This window comes from Streptococcus mitis (assembly GCF_009496205.1).
In the GTDB taxonomy this organism is placed as follows: Bacteria; Bacillota; Bacilli; order Lactobacillales; family Streptococcaceae; genus Streptococcus; species Streptococcus mitis_BN.
This window is the reverse complement of sequence record NZ_WIJO01000053.1, coordinates 1-14,914: the sequence shown is the minus strand read 5'-3', so window position 1 is coordinate 14,914 and position 14,914 is coordinate 1. Positions and strand designations below refer to the sequence as shown.

General features: G+C 39.3%; 14 protein-coding genes, 9 tRNA genes and 1 pseudogene. 2 read left to right on the top strand and 22 right to left on the bottom strand.

What is annotated here, in order from left to right; all coding sequences use genetic code 11:
• Positions 1-71 (bottom strand): annotated as a pseudogene (locus tag GEZ85_RS08365) (transposase); the annotation flags it as partial.
• A 194-nt stretch (positions 72-265) separates the two neighbouring features.
• Between GEZ85_RS08365 and GEZ85_RS08360 the strand changes: the two are divergent.
• On the top strand, positions 266-358 hold the full coding sequence (locus GEZ85_RS08360) for a type I toxin-antitoxin system Fst family toxin (protein ID WP_084888247.1): 93 nt from the start codon (positions 266-268) through the stop codon (positions 356-358).
• An 816-nt stretch (positions 359-1,174) separates the two neighbouring features.
• On the opposite strand, the gene GEZ85_RS08355 is transcribed toward GEZ85_RS08360, so the two are convergent.
• The 12 genes from GEZ85_RS08355 to GEZ85_RS08295 all read right to left on the bottom strand — a co-directional run bounded on the left by GEZ85_RS08355 (position 1,175) and on the right by GEZ85_RS08295 (position 12,808).
• A complete protein-coding gene (locus GEZ85_RS08355) occupies positions 1,175-1,591 on the bottom strand; it encodes a GNAT family N-acetyltransferase (protein WP_061589611.1) in 417 nt (138 codons plus the stop codon).
• An 11-nt stretch (positions 1,592-1,602) separates the two neighbouring features.
• On the bottom strand, positions 1,603-2,298 hold the full coding sequence (locus GEZ85_RS08350) for a GNAT family N-acetyltransferase (RefSeq protein ID WP_153210025.1): 696 nt from the start codon (positions 2,296-2,298) through the stop codon (positions 1,603-1,605).
• 94 nt (positions 2,299-2,392) lie between these two features.
• Positions 2,393-2,812 carry a DUF3021 domain-containing protein gene (locus GEZ85_RS08345; RefSeq protein WP_004255183.1) on the bottom strand — a complete coding sequence of 140 codons (420 nt, stop codon included), beginning with the start codon at positions 2,810-2,812 and terminating at the stop codon, positions 2,393-2,395.
• 9 nt (positions 2,813-2,821) lie between these two features.
• On the bottom strand, positions 2,822-3,277 hold the full coding sequence (locus GEZ85_RS08340) for a LytTR family DNA-binding domain-containing protein (protein ID WP_000701930.1): 456 nt from the start codon (positions 3,275-3,277) through the stop codon (positions 2,822-2,824).
• Positions 3,278-3,295: 18 nt separating this feature from the next.
• Complete coding sequence (locus GEZ85_RS08335) at positions 3,296-4,138, bottom strand: ABC transporter permease (RefSeq protein ID WP_153210024.1); 843 nt, start codon at positions 4,136-4,138, stop codon at positions 3,296-3,298.
• Positions 4,138-5,004, bottom strand: coding sequence for an ABC transporter ATP-binding protein (locus GEZ85_RS08330; protein ID WP_153210023.1), 867 nt, complete (start codon positions 5,002-5,004; stop codon positions 4,138-4,140). Before GEZ85_RS08330 ends, GEZ85_RS08335 begins: the two co-directional genes overlap by 1 nt.
• A 669-nt stretch (positions 5,005-5,673) precedes the next feature.
• Positions 5,674-6,906: an acyl-CoA thioesterase/BAAT N-terminal domain-containing protein gene (locus GEZ85_RS08320; RefSeq protein WP_153210022.1), complete on the bottom strand. Its 1,233-nt coding sequence runs from the start codon at positions 6,904-6,906 to the stop codon at positions 5,674-5,676.
• A 56-nt stretch (positions 6,907-6,962) separates the two neighbouring features.
• Complete coding sequence (locus GEZ85_RS08315) at positions 6,963-7,418, bottom strand: MarR family winged helix-turn-helix transcriptional regulator (RefSeq protein ID WP_153210021.1); 456 nt, start codon at positions 7,416-7,418, stop codon at positions 6,963-6,965.
• Between the two features lie 176 nt (positions 7,419-7,594).
• The gene (gene leuS / locus GEZ85_RS08310) at positions 7,595-10,096 is read right to left on the bottom strand and encodes a leucine--tRNA ligase (RefSeq protein ID WP_153210020.1); all 2,502 of its coding nucleotides are present in this window, start codon (positions 10,094-10,096) and stop codon (positions 7,595-7,597) included.
• A 161-nt stretch (positions 10,097-10,257) separates the two neighbouring features.
• Positions 10,258-10,950, bottom strand: coding sequence for a histidine phosphatase family protein (locus tag GEZ85_RS08305; RefSeq protein WP_153210019.1), 693 nt, complete (start codon positions 10,948-10,950; stop codon positions 10,258-10,260).
• Positions 10,951-11,194: 244 nt separating this feature from the next.
• The gene (locus GEZ85_RS08300) at positions 11,195-12,532 is read right to left on the bottom strand and encodes a PFL family protein (RefSeq protein ID WP_153210018.1); all 1,338 of its coding nucleotides are present in this window, start codon (positions 12,530-12,532) and stop codon (positions 11,195-11,197) included.
• A gap of 9 nt (positions 12,533-12,541) precedes the next feature.
• Positions 12,542-12,808 (bottom strand): ACT domain-containing protein, encoded by a 267-nt coding sequence (locus GEZ85_RS08295; protein ID WP_045612362.1) that lies wholly within the window; start codon positions 12,806-12,808, stop codon positions 12,542-12,544.
• Positions 12,809-13,018: 210 nt separating this feature from the next.
• Here GEZ85_RS08295 and GEZ85_RS08290 point away from each other — a divergent pair, with 210 nt between their 5' ends.
• Complete coding sequence (locus tag GEZ85_RS08290; RefSeq protein ID WP_153210017.1) at positions 13,019-14,017, top strand: ISL3 family transposase; 999 nt, start codon at positions 13,019-13,021, stop codon at positions 14,015-14,017.
• A gap of 63 nt (positions 14,018-14,080) precedes the next feature.
• Here the strand turns inward: GEZ85_RS08290 and GEZ85_RS08285 are convergent.
• The 9 genes from GEZ85_RS08285 to GEZ85_RS08245 form a co-directional block, all read right to left on the bottom strand.
• Positions 14,081-14,154 (bottom strand) — tRNA-Pro (locus tag GEZ85_RS08285).
• A gap of 15 nt (positions 14,155-14,169) precedes the next feature.
• Positions 14,170-14,243, bottom strand: a tRNA-Arg gene (locus GEZ85_RS08280).
• A 9-nt stretch (positions 14,244-14,252) separates the two neighbouring features.
• Positions 14,253-14,338 (bottom strand) — tRNA-Leu (locus tag GEZ85_RS08275).
• Positions 14,339-14,345: 7 nt separating this feature from the next.
• A tRNA-Gly gene (locus GEZ85_RS08270) sits at positions 14,346-14,417 on the bottom strand.
• A 22-nt stretch (positions 14,418-14,439) separates the two neighbouring features.
• A tRNA-Thr gene (locus GEZ85_RS08265) sits at positions 14,440-14,512 on the bottom strand.
• An 18-nt stretch (positions 14,513-14,530) separates the two neighbouring features.
• Positions 14,531-14,612: transfer RNA gene (locus tag GEZ85_RS08260), tRNA-Leu, on the bottom strand.
• A 5-nt stretch (positions 14,613-14,617) separates the two neighbouring features.
• Positions 14,618-14,690: transfer RNA gene (locus GEZ85_RS08255), tRNA-Lys, on the bottom strand.
• Between the two features lie 23 nt (positions 14,691-14,713).
• Positions 14,714-14,786: transfer RNA gene (locus GEZ85_RS08250), tRNA-Asp, on the bottom strand.
• Positions 14,787-14,788: 2 nt separating this feature from the next.
• Positions 14,789-14,861, bottom strand: a tRNA-Val gene (locus tag GEZ85_RS08245).
• Positions 14,862-14,914: the final 53 nt, after the last annotated feature.

The window sequence follows — 14,914 nt, the reverse complement described above, 5'->3', positions numbered from 1 at the left end:
AGCTTCTCTAAGCTATATCCTTGTTTTCTAAGTTCATAGATCTGAACTTTATCATCATAAGTTAATTTCATGATAAAAACACCCCAAAAGTTAGATTTTTTCTGTCTAACTTTTGGGGGGCAGTTCAAAACTTGATACTATGCGTTTTATTGTGGAAAGATTTACTTCATTTTCTCCTGAAATTGAGTTTTTGCCCAATTTCTCTTTTATGGTATAATATTGTTCGGCACTTCTACACCGCCTGCTAGAGGAGGTGAATTAGCCCATGATGGATACAATACTTAAAACTATCATCGGACCAATTGTGGTCGGTGTCGTTCTTCGCTTAGTCGATAAATGGATAAACAAGAACAAATAGTGTCAAAAAGACCCCAAGCTTATTTGGACGTGAGCTTGGGGTCTTTTCTAGCCTATGATATAGACACAATACTTAATTCCCTTTTATTATCCCACAGTTGACAAAATTTGTCAAAACTTTACATTCTCAGCTTCTCAAGCTTTAACCGCTTTACAACAAGACTTTCAAGTTTAAGAGAAAGTTAGGGATTCTATCAATTTCATAGAAATTTTGATTTAGTAAACGAAGAGACAATCTTACATGTCACTCCTCATTTAATACGCCACTACTGGACAAGCAAAATCATTATTACAGCAGTTCCAGTCCTTCAATTAACAGTCACCTACAATCAAATTAAGGTTGAATTCACTTAAATAGCAACAGACCTATTTCTTAGTCATATTCGCTAAAAAGATTCCCGCCAATTCCCCGACCAAAATCAGAAAAATATCGAAAAATGATTTTTAGAATAGTCCCCAAAAGCCTGAAATAGAGCCAAAAAACTCCACCTGATTGGGTGGAGTTAAGGGAGATTATTATGAAAAAGAAAAGTTTAGGATTTTATTAAATAAAGTTAGGAGGTCTTTATTTAATGACTATATAATACTAGACGAAACTTAAAACTAGCTTAACTTTTCTCAAATTCTACCATTTTTAAAAAAATTTCTATCAGCATCACCTCACCCTACAAAAAAGCCACCTGATTGGGTGACTTCATTAGGAGATTATGATGAAAAAAGTTTTAGGATTTCATTAAATAAAGTTAGGAGGTCTTTATTTAATGACTATATAATACTAGACCAGCCTTAAACTTTGCTTAAGAAAAAACAAGTTTTGTTATTTTTTACGATTCACCCAAGTCATACCTATACAATTATAGGTGGATAAGATTTCAAAGCCCATAGAACGATAGAATTCCAAGGTTCTTTCTGTCTGTTCTGTCACCAGCTGGACTTGATAGGCATCTTTGTAATCCTCTAAAGCCTCTTTCATCAAAGCACTGCCTATCCCTTGACGCTGATAGATAGGTAAAACGATTAAATCCTGAACCAGTATTGATGAGAATCCATCTCCAACCAAACGAATCAAGCCCACCACAGCATCGCCATCAAGCGCCACATAAATCACTAATGAATGAGATAAGGCCTGCTCCAGCATCTCTGGTTGATGGGTATAATTTGTCCAACCGACAGCCTGATAGAGATGCAAGACATCCTCTAGCTTGACAATTTCTTGCTTTTTAATAGTAATCATCTCAACACCTATTAAAGCTCTCTCAAGCTCTTGTACTGCTGTCCATTTTTATCAAAGTTTTCAGGAGTCAGCCATGCTATCAAACGAGATTTGACTTTGGGCCAGTCCTTATCAATCATAGACAACCAATCCGTATCCCTCGTACGCTCCTTATAAACCACTGCCTGACGGAAGGTTCCTTCATAAATAAATCCCAAACGCTCCGCAGCTCGTCTGGATGGCAAATTAAGAGAATCACATTTCCACTCATAGCGACGATAGTGGAGTTCTTCAAAAACATAGTGAGCGAGGAGATACTGGGCTTCAGTTCCTATCCGTGTTCCCCTGAGCTCTGGAGAAAAAGTGACCGCCCCCACTTCTATCACTCGGTTATTCTGATCAATGCGCATGAGAGAAAAAGTTCCCAAAGCCTTACCAGTTGACCTATCTATAATTGCATAGTAAAAACGGTCCTTACGAGCCAACATCTGATTTAAAAGGCTGACCAGTTCCTCCATGTCTGCTACTGGCTCCTGAAAGAGGTAAGTCCACATCTCCCGAGGCGTATCAGGGCCATAAACAGCTAATAAATCCTCCGCATGCTTTTCTATCGAGAGAGCCTCTATTCGAGCATAACGCCCTTCTAAGAAATCAATAGAAGGCAGTGCACCGGGTGTATAACCTTCCATTGACTCACCAATCATCTGACCATATTCGTTTACTGGCATTTTTCTTCTCCTTGTTTTACGCTGAAAATACTATATCACAAATTGTTCTCTTTGGAAACTGGCACTGTCTTCAAACTTCATCCTCAACACTATATTAGTGACCCGTTTTCTGTCTTTTATCCTCTAAGGCTTGATTAATTCGTTGGGTGAGTTTGTGAGTTTGCCAGATTTGATACAACCATATCAATCCATAAATTAACAAGAAAAAGAACCAAAGCAAGGGACTCCACAAGGCTGAACCCCAACCAAAAAATAGAGAGGTCAATACTAAAATAGTAGCTGTCACTAATAAATGAACTCCTACGCGTATACTAAAAGCAAGAAACTCTAGCTTTTCAAGTATTAAAGTCAATACCCCCATAATTCCACCCATTAAAAACAGAGCTAGAATATTTTTTATCATTGGTTCAGGATAGGTAATACCTGGATAACACTGAGCTAATAACATCATACTCAAATAAAAGAAGGAAGCCGTACGCATTCCCGATACAAAATAATCAATTAATCGTTTCATGATTTTCTCCTATAAACCTAGATAATTCATTAAGGACTTAACGTATTTCCGACTCACACTAGATTTGATGCCCCGAGTCATTTTAGCCATCATGTTCCCTGAAAAACTATCCGATAATGACTCTAAATGATCAATGTTTATAATTGAATGGCGCGATATCTGTATAAAGTTACGCCGATTAATCCGATTCTGAAAGTTTGTCAATGTTTCCTTAGTTTTATAAATTCCGTCTACCGTATAAATGGTTAATAAATTCTTGTCAATATCAGCTAGAATAAGATCCTCAATTTTCACCATAACCAGATGATCATCCGTTCGAATAGGAATGACCACCTGATTGGTCGTTGAAAATTGTTCTAAATACTCCATGACTTCCCTTGCTTGGTCGGTTAACTGAGCTGCCTGAATTACAATATGTGGGTCCTTTTCTGAGAACTCTGCCTTCATTTCAAAACGAATCTTCATTTTCTCTCCAATATACTTTTATTTTCTCTTGCTAAATACTTTAACAAATAAAAGCCAAAGAAGAATAGCGACGAGACTGATAATAACCACTATAAAGTATGTCTCTTCCTTTGTCAATAGTTCTTGCCAGTTGATTTGGAGTCCCATTTTTTCTTGAAATTCCTTTAATAATCTGCTATTTCCTGTGAATGCGGTCTCTAATTGCTCTTTCATTAAAATTTGTCGATAAAGAGAAGCAATATAAGTTGCAGGGGTACACTTCATGATAATCTGTGCAAAATCAGGTAAAACTCCAATAGGGACATAAGTTCCTACTAAAAATCCAGAAGCAGTTCCCACTATAGTTGCCAGTTTGCCAAGACTATCTACAGATCGAAAACGGTAAATCAAGAGAATATTTATCAAACTTGAAAGCAGACTACTTAACAACATAATCAAAGCAATTTCCGGTAAATGACTGATAACTGGACTTTCTTTAAAATAAATCCCCATAACAGCAAACATAAACACCTGCATGACAAAAGAAATGATAATACTACTGATTAGATAGGACACCTGTAAACCCCAGCTACCTAAATCTGTCAAGAAAAGATCTTGATCTACTTGATTTTCACGATCCTGTACCATTTGTGTAAGAGCCGTAAAACTGGTTGTAATCCCAGTCACAGCCAAGGTCCCACCCATCAGCCAGTTATTTAAAAGCTTCGTATTATCAGGGAGTTGGGACCAAGCGTCTGTCAAGTTCTTCTGCAAAAAAATGATATAAAGGAAGAAGGAAATCAATGCCCCCAATAATGAGAAAAATACTCCTGAACGATTACGAAAATATAAGATAAAATTCCGTTTCAATAAAGCTAACATTAGCGAACCTCTCTTCCTGTAAGTGCAATAAAGGCATCATCCATAGTACCTGAACGAAACTCAAAAGAATCAATTTCTTCTCGAACTTTTGCCAAATATTCAATGGCTTCCTGTGACGTCCTTGGATAAAAAAGATATTCCATCTCATTTTCTTCCTTTACTGTCATTCCAGTCTGTAGCAACTTTTCTAAATCCTTCATTTCTTTAAAACGAATTTTTAGGATATTGGATGCATACTGACTTTTAATAGCCGTCGCAGAACCTTTCGCAATCACTTTCCCATGATCAACGATATAAATCTGATCCGCTTCATCCGCTTCATCCAGATAATGAGTCGTTAAGATAATAGTCATCCCTTCATCCTTTTGTAGTCGAGACAGTAAATCCCAAATGGTTTTGCGAGTCTGAATATCTAGACCTGTCGTTGGTTCATCTAAGAAAAGAATATCTGGCTGTGAAAGAAGAGCACGCGCAATATCAACCCTACGTTTTTGCCCACCTGACAAAGTCCCATATAGTTGCTTCTGGAAAGCAGTCAAACCTAGTTGATGGATCAAATCATCCACACGACTTGCTGCAATCTCCTTATACTGTTGAGCACGAATCGTAAGATTTTCCCTAACCGTCAACATCTCATCCAGTACACTAGCTTGAAAAACAACTCCGATTTTCGTATTTGGCGCATAGCGAATCTGACCTTGTGTCGGCTTTTTCAAACCGATTAACATGGAAATGGTGGTTGATTTTCCTGCACCATTGGGTCCCAAAATAGCATTGAAACTTCCTTTTTCAAACTCTAACTGAATATCATCGACAGCCATATGAGTACCGTACCGTTTAGTCAAATGTTTAGCTTGTAAAATCATATTTCTTCCCTCCTTTTATCTCACTAGTTTAACAAAAATAATGACAGAAAAATCGACTTTTGAGATAAGTGGTTAAAATAAAAGGTTAAGTGGTGAGATAATTAGGGTTAAGTTAAAGTAGAGAAGGCTACAGCCATTTTTCTCCTACCGAATTGCTAAATGAAGCTTAAAAACACTTACAAAAACACATTATATTTTTAAATATGCGCTATAAAAGAGATGTTTTACCGCATCTGACCGAAAAATTCAAGAATCGGTAGTATTATTCTCGCCAAATCAAACAATAAAAAATTAACTAGAAATCATGACACACAATCCCTTCTATCAAAATGAAACTGCTGAATATGATATGATTGAATTTGAAGCAAGTAAGTATTGTCCTGAATTTGAAACTTCCATTAGCCAAATTTTTAACGACAAGTAAATCCATTAGGAAATAATCTATGAAAAGAATTTTCAATACAAGCAAAAAACAGCTCTTTTTATCCGAGAAGAGCTGTTCTATTTTATGAAAGAGAAAGTCACTAGTAACTCTTGTACTTCTCTCTACGTTTTTACTGTTTGTATTCAAATTTCTCTTGTTTTAGTGTTTGCTTTTGTAGACTGGACTACCAACCAGAACTGTGTTTTTATCTTAGTTGGGACTATTATAGTACGGTTCAGGACTATCTACAAATTCTTCAGATGTGTATCAAAAAAACTTATCGTAGCAAACCAAGAGTCTACACTTTCTTTCATTAATAAGCGCCAATCTTTTCGATAACGATGATTCGGTTGATAAGCAACCGTCAACATATGCCCTGTTTCATGGTATTTTTTAAACAAAATGGATTCCCCTTTATAATGTGAAATGATATCATCTATCGCGGATGATGCATTCCATATTTCATCAACATCGCTTCCTAGTAATAATAAAGGAGAGGAAATTTTACTCACATCAATCTGGGCCCTACTATCTTCAGGAATATGTTTTCCAAAAAACTTGTTTAACAAGTAATTTCCTAACTGAAATTTTTGATACGGAAGTTCTTTTTGCAAATATGTCCAAGAAGATGAATTAGAATTGAGTTTTCCCTTTATTCCCTCAAATATTACATTTGAGGGAGAATTGAGTACTAAACATTGCACATCATCCAAAATACTTTGTCCAGCCAGAACAAGCTCTGCTCCTTTAGAGCGACCATATATTCCTATTTTTGTATTATCAACTTGAGGATGATGATATAGAAAATCTTTCGCCTCTTCCAGACATTCTATCGGAATTCGTTCTAAATTTTGGGGTAATCCCTCTAAACCAAAATAAGCTATCGCAAGACAAATATAGCCTCTTGAAGATAAAAGTTGGGCAATATTTTGAGCTTTTTCAATTCTTCCCTCACTACCGCTAACAATAATCACGGCTGGCGCCCTTCTTAACTTTTCATCATAAAATAATCGACCTTGAAAATGCTTGTCATAGATATCTTGATATCTTACTCCCAGATTCATATAACGCCTTACAAAACTTTGCTCCGCGACCATATCTTTCCCCAGCCTGATTTTAATTTCAACACCAAAACAATCTCGTAATGGAATTCTATCAAGAGAACTCGGTAATCTCCTTTTCCTATTCTTCAACGGTTTCGCATTAAAGAATAATCCCATTTCTGAAACTCCTTTATAAGATCCCGAAATAGATGCTGTCTGAGAGGTATCAATCATACCGTCCTGATCAGATAAAAAAATTGCGGTTGATTTCCATATAACATCATGATCTAAAAGCAAGGGAGCATTTATACAGTAATAATCAGACAGGTACATTTCTACACAATACATTGCCCTTGGTTCTAAACCATTGATAGCAATATAAAAAGATTCATCCGCTAAATCTGTTTGTGAAATCAGTTCTATGTTTACAGTCATATCTTCTCCTTTTTGTTAATTCGCTTAACAATTATATTTGAAATTTACCGTGACTTTTACCACGGTAATTCTCTCCACACCTTTTCAATATCATCCATCAATTTCACAACTGTTTTAAGTTCCACCTCGCTATAGTTGTTTAAAACTGAAAAGATTGATTTTTCAATATATGCTTGTTGCTCCTTATGGATTTTAAAAATTTCGATGCCTTTTTCAGATAATCTCAAATATTTATTTTTCCCATTATTCGGATCAAAATCAAAAACAACTAAATTTTTTTGAATCAATCTCCTAACACTTTGAGTTATTGCACTTCTTGAAACTTCTAATATTTCAGATAATTTTACTAGATTTAAGGGCTGATTTTCCCCAATCACAACAATCAAATGTACCTCATTCAAAGTAATGGATTTGTCAACACCACTTTTATGTTGATTTTTTTTTAACTGGTCAAACGCTAAAATAAATCTATTGAAACGATTATTAAATGCAATAAATTCTTTTTTATCCATAATCTCTCTTTCCTTTGTTAATCATATTAACAAAACAGAAACTTCCTGTCAAATAAAAAATCCCCCAGATTCTACTCTGAAGGATTCCTATCTTATTTCAAAACGGTATTGACGAGTTTAACTGGCTCAAACAGTTTAGCAAACTGTCCGAGATTTGAAACCAGCAAATAAATTGGTTACTTCGTTACAATATTAACGAGTTTATTCGGTACCGCAATCACTTTCACGATTTCCTTACCGTCAATCTCTGCTTTGACTTTTTCATCAGAGAGAGCAATTTCTTGTAATTCTTCGCGTGACAAGTCTTTAGCTACCATGAGTTTAGCGCGGACTTTTCCTTTAATTTGGACGACTATTTCGATTTCGTCTTCAACTAATTTGCTTTCGTCCCAAGTTGGCCAAGCCACGTAAGAGATTGACTCACCTGTTGCTGCAACAGTTTGCCAGAGCTCTTCTGCCAAGTGAGGTGCAAATGGAGCAATCAATTGGATAAAGCCTTTGGCGTAGTCCACATAGAGTTTGTCTTCCTTGTTAGCAGCGTTGACAAAGACCATAAGTTGGGCAATGGCTGTGTTGAATTTCATAGACTCGATTTGCTCAGTGACAGATTTGACTGTTTCATTGTAGACCTTGTCAAGAGCGCCATTGTTTTCCGTAGCGATTTCTTTACTTGTGATCAAACGGTAAACACGATCAAGGAACTTACGGCTTCCTTCCAGACCTTCTTCTGACCAAGCGATTGAAGCATCAAGTGGCCCCATGAACATTTCATAAACACGAAGGGTATCAGCACCATATTGTTCCACTACGTCGTCTGGGTTAACAACATTCTTGAGTGATTTAGACATCTTGGCTGGTGCTTGCTCCAACTCTTCCCCTGTTTCCACATGGAAGAAAGAACCGTCACGTTTTTCGACCTTGTCAGTCGCTACAAGCGCACCACGATGGTCACGGTAGCTTGTTCCCAAAATCATTCCTTGGTTAAAGAGTTTTTGGAATGGTTCCTTAGTTGGAACGACACCGAGGTCATAGAGGAATTTGTGCCAGAAGCGAGCGTAAAGCAAGTGAAGTACAGCATGTTCCGCACCACCCACGTAGATATCTACTGGCAACCATTGTTTGAGGAGGTCCTCATCAGCCAATTTCTCAGTATTGTGTGGGTCAATATAGCGAAGGTAGTACCAGCTTGAACCAGCCCATTGTGGCATAGTATTTGTTTCACGACGACCCTTGACACCATCTTCACGAGTCACTTCAAGCCAGTCTGTCAAGTTAGCTAGTGGACTTTCGCCTGTACCTGAAGGGCGGATGTCCTTGGTTACAGGCAAGACAAGTGGCAATTCATTTTCAGGGACGGCTGTTGAAGTTCCATCTTCCCAATGAATAATTGGAATTGGCTCACCCCAGTAACGTTGGCGGCTAAAGAGCCAGTCGCGGAGACGGTAGGTAACCTTCTCTTGTCCACAGCCTTTTTCTTCTAACCAAGACACAATCTTGGCAATAGCGTCTTCTTTGTTGAATCCATCTAGGAAGTCTGAATTGACATGAAGTCCATCTTCTGTGTAGGCAGCTTCTTCAACGTTTCCACCTTCAAGCACTTCTACGATTGGAAGGTCAAATTGTTTAGCAAATTCCCAGTCACGTTGATCGTGGGCAGGCACAGCCATGACAGCACCTGTTCCATAGCTAGACAATACGTAGTCGGCAATCCAGATTGGGATTTCTTTACCGTTAACAGGGTTTACAGCATAAGCACCAGTCCAAACACCAGTTTTTTCTTTGGCAAGGTCTGTACGAGCCAAGTCTGATTTCAAGCTAGCTTGGTGTTTGTAGTTTGCTACAGCCTCTGCTTGCTCTAGACTTGTGATAGCGTCAACCAATTCATGCTCAGGAGCCAAAACAGTGAAAGTCGCACCGAAAAGGGTATCAGGACGAGTTGTAAAGACTGTGAATTCCTTGTCTGTTCCCTTAACTTTGAAGGTTACATTAGCACCAGTTGATTTCCCAATCCAGTTGCGTTGCATATCCTTGATAGACTCTGGCCAATCTAGTTCATCTAAGTCATTGAGCAAGCGCTCTGCGTAGGCCGTGATTTTGAGCATCCATTGGCGCATTGGTTTGCGGACAACTGGATAGCCTCCACGCTCAGATGTTCCGTCAGGAAGGACTTCTTCGTTGGCGATAGCTGTTCCTAGTTCCTCAACCCAGTTTACTGGTACTTCCGCTTCATAGGCCAAACCTTTTTCGTAAAGCTTGGTGAAAATCCATTGCGTCCACTTGTAGTAGTTTGGATCTGTTGTATTGACTTCACGATCCCAGTCATAAGAAAATCCAAGCGCATTGATTTGTCGTTTGAAATTGGCAATATTTTCCGCTGTAAACTCTGCTGGGTCATTACCTGTATCCATAGCATATTGCTCTGCAGGCAAACCAAAAGCATCCCAACCCATTGGGTGAAGGACATTGTAACCTTGCGCACGTTTGTAACGGCTGAGGATGTCAGTTGCAGTATAACCTTCTGGGTGTCCTACGTGCAGACCCGCTCCAGACGGATAAGGGAACATATCGAGAGCATAAAACTTCGGTTTTGATGCATCTGTCCCTGTCTTAAATGTATGATGTTCTGCCCAGTAGCCCTGCCACTTAGGCTCAATTTCTTTATGATTGTAAAAACTCATGGTCTCTCTCCAATTTTGTGATGTTACTATTATACCATTTTTGAGGGAATTTGAAAGACGAGAAATGTTCTTTTGGGCTTGGATGGCAAGAAAGACTGAATCGCAAATCTGGGCTTATTTATCAGTATAAAAAATTAGCTCACATTTAGAGCTAACTTCTATTAACTATTTGTCTCTTGCATCTTCTCCCGTCCTAGTTCTCGGTAACTACGGTCACCAACAACCTCAACTCTAAACTGGCCGTCCTCATATTCAAGGATCGTTACGCTACCATTATCTAGACCATGCGGATGCATGCCATTAATCAGATAAACAATGGTTCCAATGGTCATTCCATGGCTGACAACAAGAGCGTTGCCCCCACCTTGTTCTTCCATTTCTTTGGCAATCGCTTCAAAACCTTCTTTGATGCGGCCACTGAGTTTTTCCCAACCTTCAGCCCAACCAGCTGTATCGACCTCTACCAAACCCTCAGCCAGTTCAGCATAAGACAATTGATGAACGTGGTCCACATTAAAGATACGAGGAATAATACCCATGAAAAGATCACCATCGTAGGCTCCATCAAAGCTACCAAAACACCATTCTCTGATACGCTTATCCATGCGATAAGGTATTTTCCCCTGCAAGCCAAGTTCTTCAAGGATAATTCCCATGGTCTGAATGGTGCGACCAGAATCACTGGAATAAGCGCGCTCAAACTGTAGACCATATTCTCGCAAACCGATTCCTAATTCTTGAATCCCTCGTTCACCTTCAGCTGTTAAGGGAGTATCGCTCCAACCTTGCGCTCGACCAATCGTGTTAAACATGGTCTTGCCATGACGTACCAAATACAATCGTACTTTTACCATTTTCCGTCCTCCGTTTGCTTCTATTATATCATGGATGATAAAACAAAAGCCACCCATACAGGCGACTTTTGCAGGAGATTATTATGAAAAAGTTTAGGAGTTCTATTAAATAAAGATATTAGATGAAAATCAAATTCAAACTAAATCAGAGTTATCTGTTTCAAATAATATTAGGAGGTCTTTATTTAATGATTATAGTATACACATCCAACCTTAAATAGAACTTAAAATTTCTCCTATTTTCTTAATTTTTAAAACTATGAATTGGTGCTGGAATTTGTCCACCGCGAGAGATGAAATCGACAGACGAAGCCCCATTGACTTTCATAACAGGCGCAGTTCCTAATAGGCCACCAAACTCAATCATGTCGCCTTCTTTTCCTTTTGGAATAATACGAACAGCTGTTGTTTTCATGTTAATGACACCAATTGCAGCTTCATCTGCAATCATAGCCGCAATGGTTTCAGCAGGTGTATCCTCCGGAATGGCAATCATATCCAAACCAACGGAACAGATAGCCGTCATAGCTTCTAGTTTTTCCAAATTGAGAGAGCCATTTTGCACTGCAGCAATCATTCCTTCATCCTCTGAAACAGGGATAAAGGCACCAGACAAACCACCAACTTGGTTGCAGGCCATCACTCCGCCCTTCTTAACTTGGTCATTCAAGAGAGCCAAGGCAGCCGTCGTCCCATGCGTACCAACTGTTTCTAGCCCCATTTCTTCAAGGACACGTGCAACAGAATCTCCAACCGCAGGAGTTGGCGCCAAACTCAAGTCCACAATACCAAACTCCACACCTAGTCTATCACTGGCCATTTGACCAACCAATTGACCGATACGAGTGATCTTGAAGGCAGTCTTCTTAACTGTTTCGGCTACTACATCAAAGCTCTGTCCACGAACTTTTTCCAAGGCACGTTTTACCACACCAGGACCAGAAACTCCGACATTGATGATAACATCTGCCTCCCCAACACCATGGAAGGCACCCGCCATAAATGGATTGTCCTCAACAGCATTAGCGAATACAACCAACTTGGCCGCTCCCATATCTGATAGATTAGCCGTTTCCTTGATAACACGTCCCATATCTGCCACAGCCGTCATATTAATACCAGACTTGGTTGAGCCGATATTGATTGACGAGCAGACCTTGTCCGTTTCAGCCAAGGCGCGAGGAATAGAATTGATGAGAATCTCATCTCCCTTTTGATAACCCTTTTGTACCAAGGCAGAGAAGCCACCGATAAAGTCCACACCAATCTCTTTCGCAGCCTTATCAAGAGCTTTTGCCAGAACCACATAGTCTGTCGCATCTGTCGCAGCCCCAATCAAAGAGATAGGAGTCACCGATACACGCTTATTAACGATTGGAATCCCCAACTCAGCCGCAATTTCATCGCCAACAGCTACTAAATTAGCTGCCTTGCTCGTAATCTTTTGATAAATTTTCTCCGCAGCACGATTGATATCTGGATCAATACAGTCCAAAAGAGAAATCCCCATGGTAATGGTTCTGATATCGAAGTTTTGCTCCTCAATCATGGCAATGGTTTCAGTAACTTGTCTAATATCCATGTGCACCTCCTAGATATTATACATAGCGTCGAAAATCGCTGCACTCTGAATATTGATTTTCACATTCAAAGTTTGCCCAAAAGTTTCAAACTCATTTCGCAGATAAGTAAAATCCTGCTTTTCATCACTTGAGACGACAGCCATCATCGTAAAATATTCATCCAAAACAGTTTGAGAGATATCGTCAATATTCAATCCTAATTCTGCAATTTTGCCAGAAACACCTGCAACAATTCCGGATTTATCTTTACCAACAACAGTTATAATCGCTTTCATAAGCAAACTCCAATTCTTCTTTTAATAGGAAACCTGAACATTAAACAGGATTCTTTTCAAATAGTATAGCATAATTCTAACTAAAAAGGCTCTATAATATTTGTAGTGGGTAAATCCCCTATGGATCTTATGGGGCCTATTTTGTTGTAGAAAAAAAGTCCCATATCATCTATAATGAAAAGCGACTAAACCATCATTAGAAAGATTCATATGGAACAATTACATTTTATCACAAAACTACTCGACATTAAAGACCCCAATATCCAAATTATAGATATCATCAATAGGGATACCCACAAAGAAATCATCGCTAAATTGGATTATGAAGCCCCTTCTTGTCCTGATTGTGGAAGTCTAATGAAGAAATATGACTTTCACTTTAAGTATGATTTTTCTCGTCTTCCAGAGATTATGTCTTGGGACGAGTATGCCTTTACCAAGGGAAAGATGAGTTTCATTGCACAAGATTTTGATAATCTCAACATCATCACTGTTCTTGAAGGCAGAACACAGGCTATCATAAGAAATCACTTTCTGCGCTACGAGCGAGCTGTTCGTTGTCAGGTGAAAATCATTACGATGGATATGTTTAGTCCCTACTATGACTTGGCTAGAAAACTTTTTCCTAACGCTAAAATCGTTCTCGACCGCTTTCACATTGTCCAACATCTCAGCCGTGCTATGAGTCGTGTCCGTGTTCAAATCATGAATCAATTTGAGCGAAAATCCCATGAATACAAAGCCATCAAACGTTACTGGAAGCTCATTCAACAGGATAGTCGTAAACTGAGTGATAAACGTTTTTATCGTCCTATTTTTCGTATGCACTTAACCAATAAAGAGATTCTAGACAAGCTTTTGAGCTATTCAGAAGACTTGAAACACCACTACAATCTCTATCAGCTCTTGCTGTTTCACTTTCAGAATAAGGAGTCTGAGAAATTCTTTGGACTCATTGAGGACAATTTGAAGCAGATTCATCCTCTTTTTCATACTGTCTTTAAAACCTTTCTAAAGGACAAAGAGAAAATCGTCAACGCCCTTCAACTCCCCTATTCAAACGCCAAATTAGAAGCGACTAATAATCTCATTAAACTTATCAAACGCAATGCCTTTAGTTTTCGGAACTTTGAAAACTTCAAAAAACGGATTTTTATTGCTCTGAACATCAAAAAAGAAAGGACAAATTTTGTCCTTTCTCGAGCTTAGCTTTTCTTCAACCCACTACAGTTGTTAAGTATAAAAAGGTACCATAGGTACCCAGATAATCAATCGGGAAGACAGGATTCGAACCTGCGACACCTTGGTCCCAAACCAAGTACTCTACCAAGCTGAGCTACTTCCCGAGTTAAAAAGAAAAATGCACCCTAGAGGAGTCGAACCTCTAACCGCCTGATTCGTAGTCAGGTACTCTATCCAGTTGAGCTAAGGGTGCTCTATATTATGCCGAGGACCGGAATCGAACCGGTACGATCGTTACCAATCGCAGGATTTTAAGTCCTGTGCGTCTGCCAGTTCCGCCACCCCGGCCTCTCTAAGCGAACGACGGGATTCGAACCCGCGACCCCCACCTTGGCAAGGTGGTGTTCTACCACTGAACTACGTTCGCACTGTTTTCTTCTATCTAAAAATGCCGGCTACATGACTTGAACACGCGACCCTCTGATTACAAATCAGATGCTCTACCAACTGAGCTAAGCCGGCTCATTTATTATATCTTAATGCGGGTTAAGGGACTTGAACCCCCACGCCGTTAAGCGCCAGATCCTAAATCTGGTGCGTCTGCCAATTCCGCCAAACCCGCATATATGACCCGTACTGGGCTCGAACCAGTGACCCATTGATTAAAAGTCAATTGCTCTACCAACTGAGCTAACGAGTCTAAAATAACTTACGTTATTCTAACGGTCCCGACGGGAATCGAACCCGCGATCTTCGCCGTGACAGGGCGACGTGATAACCGCTACACTACGGGACCTATGGGAGTTAACGGGATCGAACCGCTGACCCTCTGCTTGTAAGGCAGATGCTCTCCCAGCTGAGCTAAACTCCCTAGAGCTAAGCGACTTCCATATCTCACAGGGGGCAACCCCCAACTACTTCCGG

Excerpts from the sequence above, each read along its gene's own strand:
- GEZ85_RS08320 (WP_153210022.1), bottom strand. The coding sequence starts at position 6,906 with ATGACTGTAAACATAGAACTGATTTCACAAACAGATTTAGCGGATGAA.
- GEZ85_RS08340 (WP_000701930.1), bottom strand. The coding sequence starts at position 3,277 with ATGAAGATTCGTTTTGAAATGAAGGCAGAGTTCTCAGAAAAGGACCCA.
- GEZ85_RS08335 (WP_153210024.1), bottom strand. The coding sequence starts at position 4,138 with ATGTTAGCTTTATTGAAACGGAATTTTATCTTATATTTTCGTAATCGT.
- GEZ85_RS08355 (WP_061589611.1), bottom strand. The coding sequence starts at position 1,591 with ATGATTACTATTAAAAAGCAAGAAATTGTCAAGCTAGAGGATGTCTTG.
- GEZ85_RS08295 (WP_045612362.1), bottom strand. The coding sequence starts at position 12,808 with ATGAAAGCGATTATAACTGTTGTTGGTAAAGATAAATCCGGAATTGTT.
- GEZ85_RS08350 (WP_153210025.1), bottom strand. The coding sequence starts at position 2,298 with ATGCCAGTAAACGAATATGGTCAGATGATTGGTGAGTCAATGGAAGGT.
- GEZ85_RS08345 (WP_004255183.1), bottom strand. The coding sequence starts at position 2,812 with ATGAAACGATTAATTGATTATTTTGTATCGGGAATGCGTACGGCTTCC.
- GEZ85_RS08305 (WP_153210019.1), bottom strand. The coding sequence starts at position 10,950 with ATGGTAAAAGTACGATTGTATTTGGTACGTCATGGCAAGACCATGTTT.
- leuS (WP_153210020.1), bottom strand. The coding sequence starts at position 10,096 with ATGAGTTTTTACAATCATAAAGAAATTGAGCCTAAGTGGCAGGGCTAC.
- GEZ85_RS08315 (WP_153210021.1), bottom strand. The coding sequence starts at position 7,418 with ATGGATAAAAAAGAATTTATTGCATTTAATAATCGTTTCAATAGATTT.
- GEZ85_RS08300 (WP_153210018.1), bottom strand. The coding sequence starts at position 12,532 with ATGGATATTAGACAAGTTACTGAAACCATTGCCATGATTGAGGAGCAA.
- GEZ85_RS08290 (WP_153210017.1), top strand. The coding sequence starts at position 13,019 with ATGGAACAATTACATTTTATCACAAAACTACTCGACATTAAAGACCCC.
- GEZ85_RS08330 (WP_153210023.1), bottom strand. The coding sequence starts at position 5,004 with ATGATTTTACAAGCTAAACATTTGACTAAACGGTACGGTACTCATATG.
- GEZ85_RS08360 (WP_084888247.1), top strand. The coding sequence starts at position 266 with ATGATGGATACAATACTTAAAACTATCATCGGACCAATTGTGGTCGGT.